Consider the following 21019-nt stretch of genomic DNA (forward strand, 5'->3'; position numbering starts at 1 on the left):
ATTAGGCGCTTGGCGATGACCTACTCTCACATGGGGAGACCCCACACTACCATCGGCGCGATTGCGTTTCACTTCTGAGTTCGGGATGGGATCAGGTGGGACCACAATGCTATTGTCACCAAGCAAATTTGGTATTTACTTACCCGTCTTATCTCATGCAGGCAGTAAATTAAATTCGGAAAGCTGGATTGAGTGCCACTTCTTAAGTGTTTGTATTCGTCTAAGGATTACTGAGTAAAACCCATCTGGGTTGTATGGTTAAGCCTCTCGAGTCATTAGTATCAGTTAGCTCAACGCCTCACAACGCTTACACACCTGACCTATCAACGTCCTAGTCTCGAACGGCTCTTTAGTGGACTTATAGTCCAAGGGATGACTCATCTTGGGGCTCGCTTCCCGCTTAGATGCTTTCAGCGGTTATCGATTCCGAACATAGCTACCGGGCAATGCCATTGGCATGACAACCCGAACACCAGCGGTTCGTTCACTCCGGTCCTCTCGTACTAGGAGCAACTCCCCTCAATCATCCAACGCCCACGGCAGATAGGGACCGAACTGTCTCACGACGTTCTGAACCCAGCTCGCGTACCACTTTAAATGGCGAACAGCCATACCCTTGGGACCGACTTCAGCCCCAGGATGTGATGAGCCGACATCGAGGTGCCAAACACCGCCGTCGATATGAACTCTTGGGCGGTATCAGCCTGTTATCCCCGGAGTACCTTTTATCCGTTGAGCGATGGCCCTTCCATTCAGAACCACCGGATCACTATGACCTACTTTCGTACCTGCTCGACGTGTCTGTCTCGCAGTTAAGCTGGCTTATGCCATTGCACTAACCGTACGATGTCCGACCGTACTTAGCCAACCTTCGTGCTCCTCCGTTACTCTTTGGGAGGAGACCGCCCCAGTCAAACTACCCACCAGGCACTGTCCTTAACCCCGATTAGGGGCCCAAGTTAGAACATCAACACTACAAGGGTGGTATTTCAAGGACGACTCCACGAGAACTAGCGTTCCCGCTTCAAAGTCTCCCACCTATCCTACACATGTAGGGTCAATGTTCAGTGCCAAGCTATAGTAAAGGTTCACGGGGTCTTTCCGTCTAGCCGCGGGTATACGGCATCTTCACCGCAATTTCAACTTCACTGAGTCTCGGCTGGAGACAGCGTGGCCATCATTACGCCATTCGTGCAGGTCGGAACTTACCCGACAAGGAATTTCGCTACCTTAGGACCGTTATAGTTACGGCCGCCGTTTACCGGGGCTTCGATCATGAGCTTCTCTTGCGATAACCCAATCAATTAACCTTCCGGCACCGGGCAGGCGTCACACCGTATACGTCATCTTGCGATTTTGCACAGTGCTGTGTTTTTGATAAACAGTTGCAGCCACCTGGTATCTGCGACTGCCGTCAGCTTAGGGAGCAAGTCCCATCACCAACAGCAGCGTACCTTCTCCCGAAGTTACGGTACCATTTTGCCTAGTTCCTTCAGCCGATTCTCTCAAGCGCCTTGGTATTCTCTACCCGACCACCTGTGTCGGTTTGGGGTACGATTCCCGCTAACCTGAAGCTTAGAAGATTTTCCTGGAAGCATGGCATCAACTACTTCATCCCCTTGGGGACTCGTCATCAGCTCTCAGTGTTAAGAACGCCCGGATTTGCCTAAGCATTCCACCTACCACCTTAAACGCGGACTACCAACGCCGCGCTAGCCTAGCCTTCTCCGTCTCTCCATCGCAGTTAGCGGAAGTACAGAAATATTAATCTGTTTCCCATCGACTACGCCTTTCGGCCTCGCCTTAGGGGTCGACTCACCCTGCCCCGATTAACGTTGGACAGGAACCCTTGGTCTTTCGGCGAGGGGGTTTTTCACCCCCTTTATCGTTACTCATGTCAGCATTCGCACTTCTGATACCTCCAGCGTGGGTTACCCCTTCACCTTCAACGGCTTACAGAACGCTCCTCTACCGCGCAACCCTAATGGATTGCACCCGTAGCTTCGGTGGTATGTTTAGCCCCGTTACATCTTCCGCGCAGGCCGACTCGACTAGTGAGCTATTACGCTTTCTTTAAATGATGGCTGCTTCTAAGCCAACATCCTAGCTGTCTAAGCCTTCCCACATCGTTTCCCACTTAACATACACTTTGGGACCTTAGCTGACGGTCTGGGTTGTTTCCCTTTTGACGACGGACGTTAGCACCCGCCGTCTGTCTCCCGGATAGCACTCTTTGGTATTCGGAGTTTGCAAAGGGTTGGTAAGTCGGGATGACCCCCTAGCCTTAACAGTGCTCTACCCCCAAAGGTGTTCGTCCGAGGCGCTACCTAAATAGCTTTCGAGGAGAACCAGATATCTCCCGGTTTGATTGGCCTTTCACCCCCAGCCACAAGTCATCCGCTAATTTTTCAACATTAGTCGGTTCGGTCCTCCAGTTGATGTTACTCAACCTTCAACCTGCCCATGGCTAGATCACCGGGTTTCGGGTCTACGCCTTGCAACTAAACGCGCAGTTAACACTCGGTTTCCCTACGGCTCCGCTATTCGCTTAACCTCGCTACAAAACGTAAGTCGCTGACCCATTATACAAAAGGTACGCAGTCACGGTCTCAAGAACCGCTCCCACTGCTTGTACGTATACGGTTTCAGGTTCTATTTCACTCCCCTCACAGGGGTTCTTTTCGCCTTTCCCTCACGGTACTGGTTCACTATCGGTCAGTCAGGAGTATTTAGCCTTGGAGGATGGTCCCCCCATATTCAAACAGGATATCACGTGTCCCGCCTTACTCGTTTTCATCAAAGGTTAGTTTTCGTGTACGGGGCTATCACCCTGTGCCGCTGGACTTTCCAGACCATTCCACTAACACCCCTCTGACTTAAGGGCTAATCCCCGTTCGCTCGCCGCTACTAGGGGAATCTCGGTTGATTTCTTTTCCTAAGGGTACTTAGATGTTTCAGTTCCCCTCGTTTGCCTCATGTAGCTATGTATTCACTACATGATGACCGCTTATGCGGCCGGGTTCCCCCATTCGGACATCGTTAGCTCAAATGCTTGTTACTAGCTCGCCAACGCTTTTCGCAAGTTACTACGTCCTTCATCGCCTCTGACTGCCAAGGCATCCACCGTATACGCTTAGTCGCTTAACCATACAACCCAAATGAGTTTCACTTGAATTGTTGCGACCAGCTGGTTTTACTTGTCTCATCTTCGACCAAGAAGATGGACTCGCCTTAGACTTGAATATTCAAGACACTTAAAAAGTGTTTTAAGAACTCAATTTTTTTCGTATTAACACAACGACAGACATCATTGTATTAATTACTATCAGCTTTCCAAATTGTTAAAGAACAATGCTTACCGGCATGCGGTGCATTTCGCTCTCCCTCCTCTTTCGAGAAGTTCAACAAGCCATCTGTGTGAACACTCAACAAACATCGAGTTAGTCGTATAGGTAAGGAGGTGATCCAGCCCCAGGTTCCCCTAGGGCTACCTTGTTACGACTTCACCCCAGTCATGAACCACAAAGTGGTGAGCGCCCTCCCGAAGGTTAAGCTACCCACTTCTTTTGCAGCCCACTCCCATGGTGTGACGGGCGGTGTGTACAAGGCCCGGGAACGTATTCACCGTGGCATTCTGATCCACGATTACTAGCGATTCCGACTTCATGGAGTCGAGTTGCAGACTCCAATCCGGACTACGACGAGCTTTGTGAGATTAGCTCCACCTCGCGGCTTTGCAACCCTCTGTACTCGCCATTGTAGCACGTGTGTAGCCCTACTCGTAAGGGCCATGATGACTTGACGTCGTCCCCACCTTCCTCCGGTTTATCACCGGCAGTCTCCCTAGAGTTCCCGCCATTACGCGCTGGCAAATAAGGATAGGGGTTGCGCTCGTTGCGGGACTTAACCCAACATTTCACAACACGAGCTGACGACAGCCATGCAGCACCTGTCTCAGAGTTCCCGAAGGCACTAAGCTATCTCTAGCGAATTCTCTGGATGTCAAGAGTAGGTAAGGTTCTTCGCGTTGCATCGAATTAAACCACATGCTCCACCGCTTGTGCGGGCCCCCGTCAATTCATTTGAGTTTTAACCTTGCGGCCGTACTCCCCAGGCGGTCTACTTAATGCGTTAGCTTGAGAGCCCAGTGTTCAAGACACCAAACTCCGAGTAGACATCGTTTACGGCGTGGACTACCAGGGTATCTAATCCTGTTTGCTCCCCACGCTTTCGTGCCTGAGCGTCAGTCTTTGTCCAGGGGGCCGCCTTCGCCACCGGTATTCCTCCAGATCTCTACGCATTTCACCGCTACACCTGGAATTCTACCCCCCTCTACAAGACTCTAGTTTGCCAGTTCTAAATGCAATTCCCAGGTTGAGCCCGGGGCTTTCACATCTCGCTTAACAAACCGCCTGCGCACGCTTTACGCCCAGTAATTCCGATTAACGCTTGGACCCTCCGTATTACCGCGGCTGCTGGCACGGAGTTAGCCGGTCCTTCTTCTGTAGGTAACGTCACAGCTGCAAGGTATTAACTTACAACCTTTCCTCCCTACTGAAAGTGCTTTACAACCCGAAGGCCTTCTTCACACACGCGGCATGGCTGCATCAGGGTTTCCCCCATTGTGCAATATTCCCCACTGCTGCCTCCCGTAGGAGTCTGGGCCGTGTCTCAGTCCCAGTGTGGCTGATCATCCTCTCAGAACAGCTAGGGATCGTCGCCTTGGTGAGCCATTACCTCACCAACTAGCTAATCCCACCTAGGTTCATCCAATCGCGAGAGGCCCGAAAGTCCCCCTCTTTCCCCCGTAGGGCGTATGCGGTATTAGCAGTCGTTTCCAACTGTTATCCCCCTCGACTGGGCAGATCCCTAGGCATTACTCACCCGTCCGCCGCTCGCCACCTCAGGAGTAAACTCCCTTGTGCTGCCGCTCGACTTGCATGTGTTAGGCCTGCCGCCAGCGTTCAATCTGAGCCATGATCAAACTCTTCAATTAAAAGTTTTGTGAATCCGAAGATTCGACTCAATGAATTCTGAATCGACTTAACTTAATAAGTCGTTGTACATATTGCTATGAACACTCATTCATTGATTTAAATTTTGATTACTCGCCAAACGGCAGAGTAATTTCGATTAACTCAACATCTGTGAGTGTCCACACAGATTTCTTGTTTAGATTGTTAAAGAGCATTTGACCACTCACTTCGCGTTACCGCTCAGCGGGTCAGGGCTGCGTATTCTACGCATTTCCCTTGTCGCGTCAAGGCGTTTTTGCAAACTTCTTGAGGCTTTCGAATCAACTGCACATTTTGCATTCGATTCGCACTGATACTGCGGTTGCTTTCGCTGTCTGCCGTGTCAGTGGATGCGCATTATAGGCAGCAGAACTTTTTACGCAAGGGCTTTTTGACAGAAAGTTTCGATTAATCATCTAGACGCCTAGATATCCAGCAACATGAATAAAAAAGGGGCTAAACAGCCCCTTTTTGAATGCATTTACTTAACAAAAAACTTACTACGGACTGAAGAAACGCGATTCTTGCTCGACTTCGACTTCTTCGCCATCGATATGGGTTTTCACTTTTATCTCGATGTTAGTGACTGAACGCGAAAGTTCGACCGGATCGACCCCGACACTGATAGGTAGAGTTAACACCTCTCCACCCGCAATCGTCACTGAGGTTGGTCCATACCATTTATAGTTGTTGAGGCCTTCAACACTCATGGTGTATTCATGGGCTTGTTCTGTCTTGTTGAGAATTTTTAGGGTGAAGGTGTTTTCAATCAGCCCTTGGTTGTTTTCTCTGTAGAGTTGGTTACGGTCGCGGATGATATCCATACGCACAGGTGCAATCGTCGCGCTCGCATAGATAAAGATCAGGATCATGGCGGCCAACACCACGCCATAGCCCACCAGCTTAGGACGTAATACCTTCTCTTTAATACCTTCGAGTTTATTCTCTGTGGTATAGCTAATCAGCCCCAGAGGATATCCCATCCGCTCCATGGTTTGATCACAAGCGTCGATACAGGCACCGCAGTTAATACATTCATATTGCAAGCCGTTACGAATGTCGATACCTGTTGGGCAAACCTGGACACAGAGGTCGCAGTCGATGCAGTCGCCTAATCCCATTTCTTTCGGGTCGGCTTTGCGTGAGCGCGGGCCGCGGGTCTCACCGCGTTTAGCATCGTAACCTACGATATAAGTGTTTTTATCAAACATCGCCGATTGGAAACGGGCATAGGGGCACATATGGATACACATAATTTCACGCATCCAACCCGCATTGCCGTATGTTGCGAAGGTAAAAAACACCACCCAGAAGTAGATTGCGCCTGATGCGTTAAGGGTAAAGACATCGACATACACTTCGCGGCTCGGCACAAAATAAGACACGAAGGTCATGGCAGTGAGCAGCGACAATAAAATCCACGCAGTGTGTTTTGCCGTCTTGCGCCAAAGTTTGTCAAAGTTCCATGGCATTTGATCTAGCTTGATGCGTTTATTACGTGCACCTTCGAGTTTTTCCTCGAACCAGATGAACATAAACGTCCACACGGTTTGCGGGCAGGTATAACCACACCAAACGCGGCCAAGATAGGTTGTGACGAAAAACAGCGCAAAGGCAGCTATCATAAAGAGAGCCGCGAGTAAGGTGAGATCCTGAGGCCAAATGGTGAGACCAAAGACGTGAAACTTCTGTTCGCCCAGATTGAACCAAACGGCTTGACGGTCTCCCCAAGGGATCCACGGCAGAATAAGGAAGAAGAGCATTGCGACCCAACCCATACGGCGGCGTACGCTACTCCATAATCCATCGATTGCCCGGACATAAATCCGGTTGCGGGGGTTAAAGCGATCAGCCTTATTTTCATCTGGCTGGTGAATCTTAATTCGATTGGTTTTCGAATAGTCCTTGTTATTAGATTCTGCGTTCATCGTGACAGCCTTTTACTGCTTTAATATTGGACGAAAACTGGCTTATTATACCCATATTATTAATGGTTATTCACTTATGTTGGACTAAAAGATGAAAGGTTGGATCATATTAGCGCTCCTGTGTGGTGCATTATATTACTTATACACCGAAACAGACAAATTAGATGCACCTATAGCTAAAACAGAGGAAATGGTTCAGAAGATAGAAAATAAAATGGGTTCGATGACAGGCACCCAAATTATTAAGATCGATCAGAAACGCACTAAGGCTCGAAAAGAGATTTTGGAGCGACTATCGGCTCCTGAAGTCGAAGAATTTAATAAAATCCCACTTACCGAAGACGGCATTGCCGATTTTAAAAACAGCTACTGCGGCACTAAAGCGCCCGAGCACCCCATTTTTAGCCGAGATAACCTGTTTTTTATCTGCGATAACCTCTAATCCCACTTACAGGCAAACGGAATTTTGCAGCCCATCACTAAGCATGACGCTTAGGCGATTGACCAAAGACATGATTCCGCCTAGCCTTTGAACTTCAATTACATAGGCCTTGTATCATGACTAAACCAGTATCAGATATTTTTGATCCCGCACTGTGGGATGACGTCAGCGGATTTAATTTCGACGATATCACTTACCATAGAGCCAAAGCCCACGGCACAGTGCGTATCGCCATCAACCGTCCAGATTGCCTCAATGCCTTCCGCCCAAAGACGGTCGACGAGTTGTATATCGCCCTTGATCACGCTCGCCAATGGTCCGATGTAGGTTGTGTGTTACTCACAGGCAATGGCCCCTCTGCCAAAGGACAATATTCGTTTTCCTCTGGTGGCGATCAACGTATTCGCGGCAAAGATGGTTATAAATATGAAGGCGCAGAAGAAGGCAAAGCCGATTTAGCCAGAATGGGGCGTTTACATATCCTCGAAGTCCAACGATTGATCCGCTTTATGCCTAAAGTGGTGATCGCCGTCGTGCCGGGTTGGGCGGTGGGTGGCGGCCATAGTTTACACGTTGTCTGCGACTTAACCTTAGCCTCGAAGGAACACGCCGTCTTCAAACAAACCGATCCCGATGTCGCGAGTTTCGATTCTGGCTATGGTAGTGCTTATCTTGCCAAGATGATTGGCCAAAAGCGCGCGCGAGAAATTTTCTTCTGCGGCTTTAACTACAGTGCCGATGAAGCCTTTGCCATGGGAATGGTCAATAAATCGGTTCCCCATGCAGAACTCGAAGTCGAAGCATTAAGATGGGCCAAAGAGATTAACTCCAAATCGCCAACAGCGATGCGTATGTTGAAGTACGGCTTTAACATGACAGACGATGGCATGGTCGGTCAGCAACTGTTTGCGGGTGAAGCGACACGCTTAGCCTATGCCAGCGCAGAAGCTCAAGAAGGGCGCGATGCTTTCCTCGAAAAACGTGATCAGGACTTTTCAGCGTTTCCTTGGCATTATTAATCGAAGCTGATTGTCATATAAAGCCCTCATTTGAGGGCTTTATATTTTTTAGCGCTTATAGATAGAAAAAACCGTTTAAACTAATCTCAAAATACGGGTTTAAATTTTAATGAGAATTGTTATCATCTAACCATTCCCAATTGGGGCTAACATTAGAGGATAAGATCATGACCAAAACATTTACTTTTGCCGTATTACATTTCAGCGTCGCCTTCACCGTTACCTATTTATTAACCGGTAGTGTTTTGGTCGGTGGTGCCGTAGCCTTAGTTGAACCCGCGATAAACACTGTAGTGTTTTATTTCCACGATAAAGTGTGGAAGCGTTTCGAAGAAAAAAAGCAAAACGCACTTAATGCAATAACGGCTTAACACACTCAACCACCAGCATATACTCTAATAAAGCCCCAATAAAAAACCGCCATTTAGGCGGTTTTTTATTGCTTCCGATTTATTCCACCGTCACCGATTTAGCGAGGTTTCGTGGTTGATCCACATCGGTGCCCTTAATTAAGGCAACGTGATACGACAACAACTGTAATGGGATAGTGTAAATCAGCGGTGCCATAAAGATATCGCAGTGTGGAACCGGGATAACCTTCATGGTCTCGTCAGATTCAAACTCAGCATCCACATCGGCAAAGACATACATTAAACCACCACGGGCACGCACTTCTTCAACGTTAGATTTCAGCTTTTCTAACAGTTCGTTGTTTGGCGCAACCACGATGACGGGCATGTCGGCATCAATCAACGCCAGTGGACCATGTTTCAGCTCACCAGAGGCATACGCCTCAGCATGGATATAAGAGATCTCTTTAAGTTTCAGCGCACCTTCCATCGCAATCGGGTACTGATCGCCACGGCCAAGGAATAAAGCATGGTGTTTGTCGGCAAAATCTTCCGCCAATTCAGCAATCGCATCATCTAAGCCCAATGCTTGTTCCACTTTGGCAGGCATAGACTGTAGGCTTTGAGTGATCTCCGCCTGCATTTGCTCCGACATGCCATTATGGCGACCGATCACCGCCGTCAACATTAACAAACCTGCCAGCTGCACAGTAAAGGCTTTGGTAGAGGCAACGCCAATCTCAGCACCCGCTTTCATCATGTATGCCATGTCAGACTCACGGACTAAAGAAGAGCCTGGGGCGTTACAGATAGTTAGCGTCGCCTTGTAACCCATCTCTTTGGCTAGGCGCATCGCTGCCAGCGTATCGGCGGTCTCGCCGGATTGAGAAATGGTCACCAACAAGCTGTTAGGAAACAAATGCGACTTGCGGTAGCGGAACTCAGAGGCGATTTCGACATTACATGAAACGCCAGCCCAATCCTCTAACCAATAACGCGCCGCCATACCTGCATGATAACTAGTACCACAGGCAATGATTTGCACGTGTTTAATATCTTTTAAAAACTCTGCGGCATTATCACCAAAAGCCGTGTCGAGCACTTGCTTGTTAGCGATGCGACCTTCGATAGTGCGCGTCAGTGCCAATGGCTGCTCATAAATCTCTTTGAGCATATAGTGGCGATATTCACCTTTGTCACCGGCATCGTGGGTGATTTCTGATTCTTTAACTTCGCGCTCAACTTTATTGCCATGCACATCGAAAATGCTCACGGTGCGACGAGTCACTTCAGCCACGTCACCTTCTTCTAAAAACGCGAAAGAACGGGTTACAGGCAACAGCGCCAATTGGTCAGATGCAACGAAGTTTTCACCTAAACCAAAACCAATCACTAATGGGCTGCCTGAGCGCGCGACGACCATACGCTCGCTATCACGGCGGTCAATCACCACAGTGCCATAAGCGCCTTCGAGTTGTTTAACTGTGGCTTGCACAGCGGCCAGTAAGGTGTCGTGCGTTTTTAATTCGTGATGAACTAAATGACAAATCACTTCGGTGTCGGTATCAGAACTGAAATGATAGCCCAGCTCTTTTAGCATTTCGCGCAGTTTATGATGGTTTTCGATAATGCCATTGTGCACCACGGCAATATCGCCTTCAGATAAATGTGGGTGAGCATTGCGCTCGCTTGGTTCACCATGGGTAGCCCAACGAGTATGTGCAATACCAGTGCCGCCCGCTAACGGGTCGGTTTCGAGTGCGGCAGAAAGCTCCTGCACTTTACCCACACGGCGAGTACGATTAAGTTCGCCATTGTGGATAACGGCAACACCAGCGGAGTCATATCCACGATATTCTAAACGACGTAAACCTTCGACCAGAATTTCGGCCACATCCCTTTGCGCCACGGCGCCAACGATTCCGCACATAGTTTTTACCTATAAAATGAAAAATAAAAATGAAGTTGTTTGAGACATTTGCTTTGGCTTATCACGGGCAAATGCCTAAGGCGAGTAGGGCGCTAAGATGACTTTCACGCCTTGCTCGGTAATTTGGTTAAGGGCGCTCTCTTCGATGCGAGCATCGGTAACTAGCACACTGATTTGCGACCAAGGTAGTTCTAAGTTAGGGATCCGCTTACCTATTTTGTCCGAATCCACCATAACGATCACTTCGCGGGAAACCTCTGCCATCACCTTACTTAAGCCCGTTAGCTCATTAAAGGTGGTGGTGCCGCGCGCTAAATCGATACCGTCGGCACCGATAAAGAGTTGGTCGAAGTTATAGGAGCGTAATACTTGCTCGGCCACTTGCCCCTGAAACGACTCGGAATGCGGATCCCAGGTTCCACCGGTCATCAATAGAGTGGGCTCATTTTCAAGCTCATGAATCGCATTGGCCAAATGCAGGGCATTGGTCATGACCACCAGCCCACGCTTGTGATTCAGCTCGGCGATCAGGCCTGAAGTGGTGGTGCCACTGTCGATGATGATGCGATTGTGATCTTTAATCAGCTGCGCCGCTGCTTTAGCAATGGATAACTTATTAGGGGCAATCTTGGCAGAAAACTGTTGCGTGACTTCATCGGGAATAGCCACAGCACCACCATAGCGGCGCAGCAATAGTCCGGTTTTTTCAAGTTCTGCCAAGTCTTTACGAATAGTCACTTCTGAGGTTTCGAAACGTAATGACAACTCATCGACACTCACTTCACCCTGTTCATTCAGAATGCTGATAATACTGTGACGTCGTTGCTGTGTGTTTCGTTTATTCATAAAACCTTTCAGTTAACTTTCGATTCGAAAGTTACATTATAGAGAAACGAAACATTTTTGCCAGTATTCGAAAGGTGTTTTTGGAATGAAAGTGATGAAATAGTGGAGTTTGTAAAATTAACCTAATGAAAAGAAATAAAAAAGCAGTTCACCTATCGATGAACTGCTTTAAGGGATCTAAAACTTAAGCGTGGAAAGTAAAGTTAGAACTTAGCTTCAAGTGCCACGCTGAAGTTACGGTCTTGGCCTAGAGTCACCATATTGTATTGGCCGCCATCAATATAATCGGTATCAAACAGGTTTCTCACGTTCGCGCGGAGGCTTACGTCTTTACCCATAATATCCATAGTGTAGGCAGCACCAATATCGAAGCGAACATAACCGTCTTTACTGATAGTGTTATCCACGTTTGCAAAACGCTCGCCAACATAGATAGCACCGAAGTTCATTGCAAAGTTATCGGTCACTTCATAACGAGTCCAGATATTGGCCGACCATTCAGGGGCGTCGATAGGGGTTTTACCTTCGCGCTCATCACCCGTTTGATACTCAGCATCGAGGTACATCATAGATGAAGTCACAAACCAGCTATCGCCTAGCTTACCTTGGGCACCCACTTCAAAGCCGCGGTGCTTTTGCTCTCCGCCTTGGGTGGTGATATCAGTGAAATCACCGATAGGTGTAGGCAATTTTTCTGAAATAGTAATGTTTTCAAGTGTGATATCAAATATCGCTGCCGTTAATAGCAAGCTGTCGTCAAACAGTTCCCACTTTGTACCCACTTCATATTGAATGCCGTATTCAGGCTTTAGGTTAAGTTTATTATTGATATCGTATTCGTTATTCACCGCACCTTGCGGGGTGAAGCTTTTTGAGTAGTTAACATAAACACTGCCGTTATCTGTAGGTGAGTAGATCACCCCAAATTTAGGCGATACGGCATAACTGTTTTCACCTTCGCCATCTTTTTTCTGTTCGTCATAACGAACCCCTGCGAGCAATTTCCATTGTTCATTGATGGTCATTAAATCTTGCAGATAGAAGCCGTAGTATTTGTATTCACTTTCAGATTTTGTGCTATCACGATGATAGTCTAAATCTGGTTTTGCTACGGGTTGACCAGGAATAACGGTAATCATCCCTTTGGTTGCTTGATTAACATATCTCTCAATATATTGACCATAATAGTAGTCTAAGTAGTTAGCACCTATAAGGAGTTGGTGCTCCATACCCGCCAATGCAAACTCACCCGTAAAATCGACATAAGCGGTTTTATGTTGCCAATCATCGTAACGATCGAATGGCCTAATACTGTATCCCGAGGTGAATGGATCTTCATTATATTGCGGTGCAGAATCGAAACGCTGGCGATTAAACTGTTGATCGTTATAACCCAGTTTAACTTTCCAATCGTCATTCATATGCCAAGTTAAATCGGCACCTAAATTTGAAACCGTGTTATCGGTAAAGGCCCAAGGCGCATCCCAGATGGTTTTACGCTGGCCGACAACATTGCCTTGCTTATCTAACCAACTGCCAGCATCGATAGCGGTTTTATCTTGGGTATGGTCGTATTTGAGTGACAATAACAAGTCATCACTGATATCAAATTCTAAGTTCAAATAACCTAACCAACGATCACGCTCTTGGTTTTCATCGGTCGTTGAATATTCACGCCAGTATTTAGTGTCTTGTTTGACTAACACACCGCGGTAACGAATGCTCTGCGCCTCGTTTAAGCTGCCACCAGCGTCTAACTGTGCGCGGGTAGAGCCGTAACCGTCGGTATCAAACCCTAAGTTGAGCATAGAATCGTAGGTGGGCTTCTTGGTGACCATATTCACCAAACCGCCAGGTCCAGATTGGCCATACAACATGCTCGAAGGACCTTTCAGTACTTCGACTTGTTGCAGAGTTTCGATAGGTTGAACGTAGTGAGACCATTGCTGGTGGCCGTTGATCAGATAACCGTTGCCTGAATCTAATTCAAAACCACGAATACTAAAGACTTGGCGGTTCCAGCGAGTGGTTCCCGCCGTTACGCTCGAGTCATTAGCTAAGACTTCCGCAAGGTTAGTCGCTAATTGCTCATCGGTCACAAAGTCGGGGATAACATTTACAGATTGTGGTGTATCCATTAAATCAATATCACCACGCATAGCACCGGATGCACTGCCGACTTTATAGTCGTTAAACGTACGGCCAGTCACATTAATGCGCTCAATGTTTTCATCATTTGGCGCTTCAGCCATAACAGGCATCGCCATTAATGCAGACCCTACGGCCAAACCAACCACTGAATATTTAAATACCATTGCCAACACCTCAAGTAGACCTTTCGTCTTAGAATTGCAGGCAATATAAATAAGAATTGTTTTTATTTAACCATCTTTACACGAATTTACAATCTAGCGTGACTTGGATCAACTTTGAATAAAAACAATGAATTAGCCATAACACTACAGCCTTAATTGAACATTAATTTAGCTGATTTTTACTTGGTGGGGATTTTTAGCTTTGACAAAAAAGTCATAAAGCGGCAATAAGCCGCTTTATGTTTACTGGGTACAGCGCCGTTATTTCTTAATCTTTACCGGACGTTGCCAGCCAGTCAGATGTTTTTGCTTAACACGGGTGATCACTAGCTCATCCTCACCCACGTCACGGGTAATGGTTGATCCCGCACCGAGCGTCGCGCCTTTACCAATGGTCACTGGCGCCACCAGCTGAGTATCACTCCCCACAAACACATTATCTTCAATCACGGTTAGGTGTTTATTGGCACCATCGTAATTACAGGTAATAGTACCAGCACCAATATTCACACCCGCACCGATTTGCGCATCACCTAAATAGGCTAAATGACCCGCCTTAGAACCCACACCTAAGACGGCTTTTTTCATTTCAACAAAGTTGCCGATATGGGCATCTTGCATTAACTCGGCACCAGGGCGTAAACGGGCAAAAGGCCCCGCACTGGCGGCAACGCCCAGCTTAGCGCCTTCGATAATAGAGTAAGGTTTGATCTCAGCGTTATCGGCAATTTCACAATCGATAAGAATCGCGCCAGCGCCAATGCTGACGTTATTACCAATCACCACTTTACCTTCGAAAATCACGTTAACGTCGACCATCACATCCATACCCACGGTCACTTCACCACGGATATCGATACGGCTTGGGTCACGTAGATTAGCCCCAGCAATCATCAGCTTATCCGCTTCACGGGCCTGATAAGCGCGCTCAAGTTGTGCAAGCTGCACGCGGTTATTGGCACCTTCCACCTCAATGGCTGATTGTGGCTGAGCGGTATTAATCTCAACACCATCGGCGTGAGCCATGGCGATAATATCAGTCAGGTAGTATTCGCCCTGAGCATTGTTATTCGATAGGCGGCCAAGCCAGGTTTTTAATGCCTTACCAGGCACCGCCATAATGCCGGTATTGATTTCATTGATGGCTAACTGCTCAGCATTGGCATCCTTTTGCTCGACGATACCGACAACCTTGCCCTGCTCGCGCACGATGCGGCCATAGCCAGTTGGATTGGTTAGATTGACGGTTAAAATCGCCACGCCCTGATCAGGACGCGCAGCAAGCAGAGCTTCGAGAGTTGAGGCTTGGATTAACGGCACATCACCGTAAAGGATCAACACAGTGTCATTATCATCAATATTGGGAATCGCCTGAGCGACCGCATGGCCTGTGCCCAACTGCTCGGCTTGCAACATCCAATTTAATTGCTGCTCACCCAGTGCGGATTTTAATTTGTCGGCGCCATAGCCGTACACTAGTTGAATGGCATCGCTGCCGATGCAGTGGGCGGTATCGATAACATGCTGCACCATGCTCTTGTGGGCGATAGGATGTAATACCTTGGGAAGATCCGAGCGCATGCGAGTTCCTTTTCCTGCCGCTAAGATCACTACATTTAATGCCATTGCCATATCCTTGATTAACATCCCAAAGGGATAAACTAAGCTCGATTTAATGGCGCAATTTTAACGGAAAGGCGCAGCAAAGCGAAAGGCTGAACTCAAAACGCAGCGGAAAAAACAACAAAAAAGGCGGGTATCTTTCGATAACCGCCTTTTATCACAAACAATAACCTTTATCTGGCAATGTTTTTCTTGATGGTTTCAACAACACGTAATTGAGCCATTGCTTTCGCTAACTCAACCATAGCGGCATCATAATTGAAGTCCGCACCCGCAGTCGCCATATGGGCTTCTGCACGACGCTTGGCTTCTAATGCTGCCTGCTCATCAATATCTTTGGCACGCATAACCACATCAGCCAACACAGAAACAGAAGAAGGTTGTACTTCCAGTAAACCACCAGAAAGATAAAACACTTCTTCGCTGCCGTCTTGTTTGACGATGCGCGCCATGCCAGGTTTGATATAGCTTAACAGTGGAGCGTGGCCATGCATGATGCCCAACTCACCTTCAGAACCGGTCACTTGTAGGCTAGCTACGCGACCTGAGAAGATGCTGCTCTCTGCGCTTACTATATCAAGCTGTACTGTCATGGCTGCCATCCCGTTCTCCTTAAAAAACTAAGTATGACTACTTAGTTATTTCTTTTTGTTAGCTTTCTCGACAGCTTCGTCGATAGAACCAACCATGTAGAACGCTTGTTCTGGAATGTGGTCGAACTCACCACTCAGAATTCCCTTGAAGCCACGGATAGTGTCTTTCAGAGATACGTACTTACCAGGAGAACCAGTAAAGACTTCTGCTACGTGGAAAGGCTGAGACAAGAAACGCTCAATCTTACGTGCACGGGAAACGGTCATCTTATCTTCGTCTGACAGTTCGTCCATACCGAGAATCGCAATGATGTCTTTCAGCTCTTTGTAGCGTTGCAGAACAGTTTGTACACCGTTAGCTACGTCATAATGCTCTTGACCAACTACTAATGGATCTAATTGACGAGAAGTAGAATCCAGTGGGTCAACCGCTGGGTAAATACCCAGAGAAGCGATTTGACGTGACAATACAACAGTCGCATCTAAGTGAGCGAAGGTTGTTGCTGGTGACGGGTCAGTCAAGTCGTCCGCAGGTACGTATACCGCTTGTACAGAGGTAATAGAACCAGTCTTAGTTGAAGTAATACGCTCTTGCAGAACGCCCATTTCTTCAGCCAGAGTTGGTTGGTAACCTACTGCAGAAGGCATACGACCTAACAGTGCTGATACTTCAGTACCGGCTAGGGTGTAACGGTAGATGTTGTCAACGAACAACAGAACGTCACGACCTTCGTCACGGAATTTTTCAGCCATAGTCAGACCGGTCAGTGCTACACGCAGACGGTTTCCTGGTGGCTCGTTCATTTGACCATAAACCATGGCTACTTTGTCGAGAACGCCAGAATCCTTCATCTCGTAGTAGAAGTCGTTACCCTCACGAGTACGCTCACCTACACCGGCGAATACAGAAAGACCTGAGTGAGCTTTAGCGATGTTGTTATCAGTTCCATCATGTTAACTGTCTTACCAACACCCGCACCACCGAACAGACCTACTTTACCACCCTTAGCGAATGGACATACAAGGTCGATAACCTTGATACCAGTCTCTAACAGTTCAGTCGTGTTTGATTGCTCTTCGTATGAAGGAGCGCTGCGGTGAATCACATAACGTTCTTCTTCGCCAATTGCGCCAGCTTCATCAATAGGGTCGCCTAATACGTTCATGATACGGCCAAGAGTGGCGGTACCAACAGGAACAGAAATAGGTGAACCTGAGTTTACTACCTCAAGACCACGACGCAGACCATCAGAAGTACCCATAGCGATGGTACGAACTACACCACCACCTAGTTGTTGCTGAACTTCCAGCACCAAACCATTACAGGAGCCTTCACCTGTGATCTTCAGAGCGTCATATACCTGAGGTACGGCATCTTGTGGAAACTCTACGTCCACAACCGCGCCAATCACTTGGACAACAGTACCTGTGCTCATGATTAATCCTCTAAAACTTGTATTCGTTACCTAACCTAAACCGCAGAGGCACCAGAAACAATTTCCGACAGTTCCTGCGTAATCGCAGCCTGACGAGCCTTGTTATAGACCAATTGCAAATCGTCAATCAGTGTACCCGCGTTGTCTGTTGCCGCCTTCATCGCCACCATACGGGCAGCCTGTTCAGAAGCAATGTTTTCAACAACACCTTGGTAAACCTGAGATTCTACATAACGAACCAATAAGGTATCCAAAAGGGCTTTTGGATCTGGCTCGTAGATATAGTCCCAACGATGAGCAACCTCATCTTCTTCCGATTTAGGCAAAGGTAGCAGCTGCTCGATCACAGGAGTCTGCGTCATAGTGTTTACAAACTTGTTGAACACTACGTACAGACGATCCAGTTTGCCTTCGTTGTAAGCATCTAGCATTACACGTACTGTCCCTATCAGGTCAGCGAGCTTTGGCGCATCGCCTAAACCTGAAGCATGGGCAGATACATGACCGCCAAAGCTTTTGAAAAACTGAACACTACGAGCACCAATTGGGCAAAATTCAAATTCTGCACCTTGCTCTTTCCAGCTTTTCACGTCTGCGACAACCTTTTTAAAGAGGTTGACGTTCAGACCACCACAAAGGCCACGGTCGGTTGCTACAACAATGTAACCAACCCGCTTAGCCTCTCTCACCTCTAAGTAGGGGTGTTTATACTGAGAGAACCTTGCGCTACGTGACCGATCACCTTACGCATGCTTTCCGCGTATGGACGGCTTGCAGCCATGCGGTCCTGCGCTCTGCGCATTTTGCTAGCTGCCACCATTTCCATGGCGGACGTGATCTTCTGAGTGTTTTTAACACTCGCGATCTTGGTTTTAATCTCTTTAGCGCCGGCCATCTCTACTCTCCAATCTGGACCTGAGGTGCCTTAAGACACCTCTATCATTGTTACCAGGTTTGGGTTGCTACGAACTTGTCGAGGCCAGCTTTTAATTCAGCTTCGATATCGGCGTTATAATCGCCAGTCTCGTTGATAAGCTTGATTAAAGCAGCATGCTCGCTGTTCATGTACGAGAGCAGAGCGGCTTCGAAATCACCGACTTTGTTCAGCTCAACGCCCTTCAGGTAACCTTTTTCAGCTGCGAAAATTGACACAGCTTGAGCGGCTACGCTCATAGGAGCATATTGTTTTTGCTTCATCAGTTCGGTAACACGCACACCATGCTCAAGTTGAGCACGAGTTGCATCGTCTAAGTCAGATGCAAACTGTGAGAACGCAGCAAGTTCACGATACTGTGCTAGAGCGGTACGGATACCACCAGACAGTTTCTTGATGATCTTAGTCTGAGCCGCACCACCAACACGAGAAACAGAAATACCTGGGTTAACCGCTGGACGTAAGCCAGAGTTAAACAGATCGGTCTCAAGGAAGATCTGACCGTCAGTAATAGAAATTACGTTGGTCGGTACGAATGCAGATACGTCACCCGCCTGAGTTTCAATAATAGGCAGCGCGGTTAAAGAACCGGTTTGACCTGTTACAGCACCCTTAGTGAACTTCTCAACATAATCTTCGTTTACGCGTGAAGCACGCTCTAATAAACGAGAGTGTAGATAGAATACGTCACCAGGATAAGCTTCACGGCCAGGTGGACGCTTCAGCAGTAACGAGATCTGACGGTAAGCAACTGCTTGCTTAGACAGGTCATCGTATACGATCAGAGCATCTTCACCGCGGTCGCGGAAGTATTCACCCATAGCACAACCAGAGTATGGTGCTAAGTATTGCAGTGCTGCAGCTTCAGAAGCTGTTGCAACTACAACGATAGTGTTAGCTAATGCACCGTGCTCTTCTAGCTTGCGTACTACGTTAGCGATGGTAGAAGCCTTTTGGCCTACCGCTACGTACACACACTTGATGCTAGAGTCGCGCTGGTTGATGATTGCGTCGATCGCCATAGCTGTTTTACCAGTTTGACGGTCGCCAATGATCAATTCACGTTGGCCACGACCGATTGGGATCATAGCGTCAACGGCTTTATAACCAGTTTGAACTGGTTGATCTACTGACTTACGGTCGATAACGCCAGGAGCGATAACTTCAACAGGAGAGAAACCATCGTTATCGATAGCGCCTTTTCCGTCAATTGGCTCACCCAGAGTGTTAACTACACGGCCTAACAGGCCACGACCGACTGGAACTTCCAGAATACGGCCAGTAGTTTTAACTTTTACGCCCTCTGCTAAATCAGCATAAGGACCCATTACTACGGCACCGACAGAATCACGTTCAAGGTTCAACGCGATTGCAAAACGGCTACCAGGCAGTTCGATCATTTCACCTTGCATCACATCGGCCAGGCCGTGGATGCGGATAATGCCGTCACTTACCGCAACGATAGTACCTTCGTTACGAGATTCGCTAACGACTTCGAACTGCTCGATCCGCTGCTTAATCAGATCGCTGATTTCAGTGGAATTCAGTTGCATGCTCAAACTCCCAATTACGACTGCAGCTTTTCAGACAGACGCGATAACTTACCGCGGACAGAGCCATCAATGACTAAGTCACCTGCCTTAATAATTACACCGGCGATGAGCGCGGCGTCAGTGCTGCAATTCAGCTTAACTTTGCGTGCGAGACGTTTCTCTAAAGAATTACTGATCTGCTGCTGTTGTTCAGAGCTGAGCTCAGCTGCAGAAACCACATCGGCTTCCACTTCTTTTGCCCACTCATTACGGTATTGAGCAAAAAGCTCAGATACAGCAGGTAGTACCTTTAAGCGACCGTTTTCAGCCATTACCTTTATCAAGTTCTGACCTTGCTCATTGATTTGCTCACCACAAACACTAATGAAGAGTGCGGCAAGTTTAGTACTGGCTAAAGAGCCAGTTAGCAGTGGCTGCATGGTTTCGTTTTCACTAACCAGTGCGGCAAACGTGAGCATTTCTGCCCAGGTATCCACTGCATTGTGTTCAACAGCAATGTCAAAAGCTGCCTTTGCGTAAGGGCGAGCGATGGTGGTTAATTCAGCCATAACTCAAACTCCCTTATCAAATTTCAGCGACTAGTTTATTAACTATGTCACTGTGGGCGGCTGGATCAATAGAACGCTCAAGGATCTTCTCAGCACCCATGATGGCAAGAGTAGCAACCTGCTTACGCAGATCCTCTTTCACGCGATTACGTTCAGCTTCAATTTCTGCTTTACCCTGAGCGATGATTTTTGCACGCTCAGCGTCTGCTTCGGCTTTAGCTTCTTCAACTATTTGAGCTTTACGCTTGTTAGCTTGCTCAATAATTTCGTTAGCAGTCACCTTGGCTTCTTTTAGTTGGTCAGTCGCTTTCGCTTGAGCCAACTCTAGGTCTTTTACCGCACGATCAGCATCAGCTAGACCGTCAGCAATCCTTTTTTGGCGCGCTTCGATGGCATTCATCAAAGGGGGCCATACAAACTTCATGCAGAACCACACGAAGATGATAAAGGCGACCGTCTGACCGATTAGGGTAGCGTTGAAATTCAC

Annotated in this window: 12 protein-coding genes, 3 rRNA genes and 2 pseudogenes; 3 read left to right on the forward strand and 14 right to left on the reverse strand. The window is 47.7% G+C overall.

Annotated elements, in window-relative coordinates:
• Positions 1 to 7: 7 nt before the first annotated feature.
• The 4 genes from rrf to ccoG all read right to left on the reverse strand — a co-directional run bounded on the left by rrf (position 8) and on the right by ccoG (position 6943).
• Positions 8 to 123 (reverse strand): 5S ribosomal RNA (rrf, locus tag ACUZ8J_RS00005).
• A 131-nt stretch (positions 124 to 254) separates the two neighbouring features.
• Positions 255 to 3147 (reverse strand): 23S ribosomal RNA (locus tag ACUZ8J_RS00010).
• 306 nt (positions 3148 to 3453) lie between these two features.
• Positions 3454 to 4996: ribosomal RNA gene (locus ACUZ8J_RS00015) — 16S ribosomal RNA — on the reverse strand.
• The 16S, 23S and 5S rRNA genes sit together here, the layout of an rRNA operon.
• Before the next feature lie 519 nt (positions 4997 to 5515).
• Complete coding sequence (gene ccoG / locus ACUZ8J_RS00020) at positions 5516 to 6943, reverse strand: cytochrome c oxidase accessory protein CcoG (protein ID WP_086903501.1); 1428 nt, start codon at positions 6941 to 6943, stop codon at positions 5516 to 5518.
• Between the two features lie 91 nt (positions 6944 to 7034).
• On the opposite strand from ccoG, the gene ACUZ8J_RS00025 reads away from it, so the two are divergent.
• The 3 genes from ACUZ8J_RS00025 (at position 7035) to ACUZ8J_RS00035 (ending at position 8775) form a co-directional block, all read left to right on the forward strand.
• Positions 7035 to 7385 carry a hypothetical protein gene (locus tag ACUZ8J_RS00025; RefSeq protein ID WP_446692752.1) on the forward strand — a complete coding sequence of 117 codons (351 nt, stop codon included), beginning with the start codon at positions 7035 to 7037 and terminating at the stop codon, positions 7383 to 7385.
• A 116-nt stretch (positions 7386 to 7501) separates the two neighbouring features.
• Entirely contained in the window at positions 7502 to 8404 is a 903-nt protein-coding gene (locus ACUZ8J_RS00030) for a 1,4-dihydroxy-2-naphthoyl-CoA synthase (RefSeq protein WP_446692753.1), read from the forward strand.
• A 167-nt stretch (positions 8405 to 8571) separates the two neighbouring features.
• The gene (locus ACUZ8J_RS00035; protein WP_011627708.1) at positions 8572 to 8775 is read left to right on the forward strand and encodes a DUF2061 domain-containing protein; all 204 of its coding nucleotides are present in this window, start codon (positions 8572 to 8574) and stop codon (positions 8773 to 8775) included.
• 79 nt (positions 8776 to 8854) lie between these two features.
• Here ACUZ8J_RS00035 and glmS read toward each other — a convergent pair whose 3' ends face one another.
• The 10 genes and pseudogenes from glmS to atpF form a co-directional block, all read right to left on the reverse strand.
• Positions 8855 to 10684 carry a glutamine--fructose-6-phosphate transaminase (isomerizing) gene (glmS, locus tag ACUZ8J_RS00040; RefSeq protein WP_248968974.1) on the reverse strand — a complete coding sequence of 610 codons (1830 nt, stop codon included), beginning with the start codon at positions 10682 to 10684 and terminating at the stop codon, positions 8855 to 8857.
• A gap of 75 nt (positions 10685 to 10759) precedes the next feature.
• Positions 10760 to 11530 carry a DeoR/GlpR family DNA-binding transcription regulator gene (locus ACUZ8J_RS00045; protein WP_011627710.1) on the reverse strand — a complete coding sequence of 257 codons (771 nt, stop codon included), beginning with the start codon at positions 11528 to 11530 and terminating at the stop codon, positions 10760 to 10762.
• 203 nt (positions 11531 to 11733) lie between these two features.
• A complete protein-coding gene (locus ACUZ8J_RS00050) occupies positions 11734 to 13845 on the reverse strand; it encodes a TonB-dependent receptor (RefSeq protein ID WP_446692754.1) in 2112 nt (703 codons plus the stop codon).
• Between the two features lie 261 nt (positions 13846 to 14106).
• On the reverse strand, positions 14107 to 15471 hold the full coding sequence (glmU, locus tag ACUZ8J_RS00055) for a bifunctional UDP-N-acetylglucosamine diphosphorylase/glucosamine-1-phosphate N-acetyltransferase GlmU (protein WP_446692755.1): 1365 nt from the start codon (positions 15469 to 15471) through the stop codon (positions 14107 to 14109).
• A gap of 170 nt (positions 15472 to 15641) precedes the next feature.
• Positions 15642 to 16070, reverse strand: coding sequence for a F0F1 ATP synthase subunit epsilon (locus tag ACUZ8J_RS00060; RefSeq protein ID WP_011624645.1), 429 nt, complete (start codon positions 16068 to 16070; stop codon positions 15642 to 15644).
• 36 nt (positions 16071 to 16106) lie between these two features.
• A pseudogene (gene atpD / locus ACUZ8J_RS00065) lies at positions 16107 to 17497 on the reverse strand (F0F1 ATP synthase subunit beta).
• A 35-nt stretch (positions 17498 to 17532) separates the two neighbouring features.
• Positions 17533 to 18392 (reverse strand): annotated as a pseudogene (atpG, locus tag ACUZ8J_RS00070) (F0F1 ATP synthase subunit gamma).
• A 50-nt stretch (positions 18393 to 18442) separates the two neighbouring features.
• On the reverse strand, positions 18443 to 19984 hold the full coding sequence (atpA, locus tag ACUZ8J_RS00075) for a F0F1 ATP synthase subunit alpha (protein WP_086903507.1): 1542 nt from the start codon (positions 19982 to 19984) through the stop codon (positions 18443 to 18445).
• Positions 19985 to 19998: 14 nt separating this feature from the next.
• On the reverse strand, positions 19999 to 20532 hold the full coding sequence (gene atpH / locus ACUZ8J_RS00080; RefSeq protein ID WP_086903508.1) for a F0F1 ATP synthase subunit delta: 534 nt from the start codon (positions 20530 to 20532) through the stop codon (positions 19999 to 20001).
• Between the two features lie 16 nt (positions 20533 to 20548).
• Positions 20549 to 21019, reverse strand: coding sequence for a F0F1 ATP synthase subunit B (gene atpF, locus ACUZ8J_RS00085; RefSeq protein ID WP_011624650.1), 471 nt, complete (start codon positions 21017 to 21019; stop codon positions 20549 to 20551).

Source organism: Shewanella sp. Koi 1, from assembly GCF_052907445.1.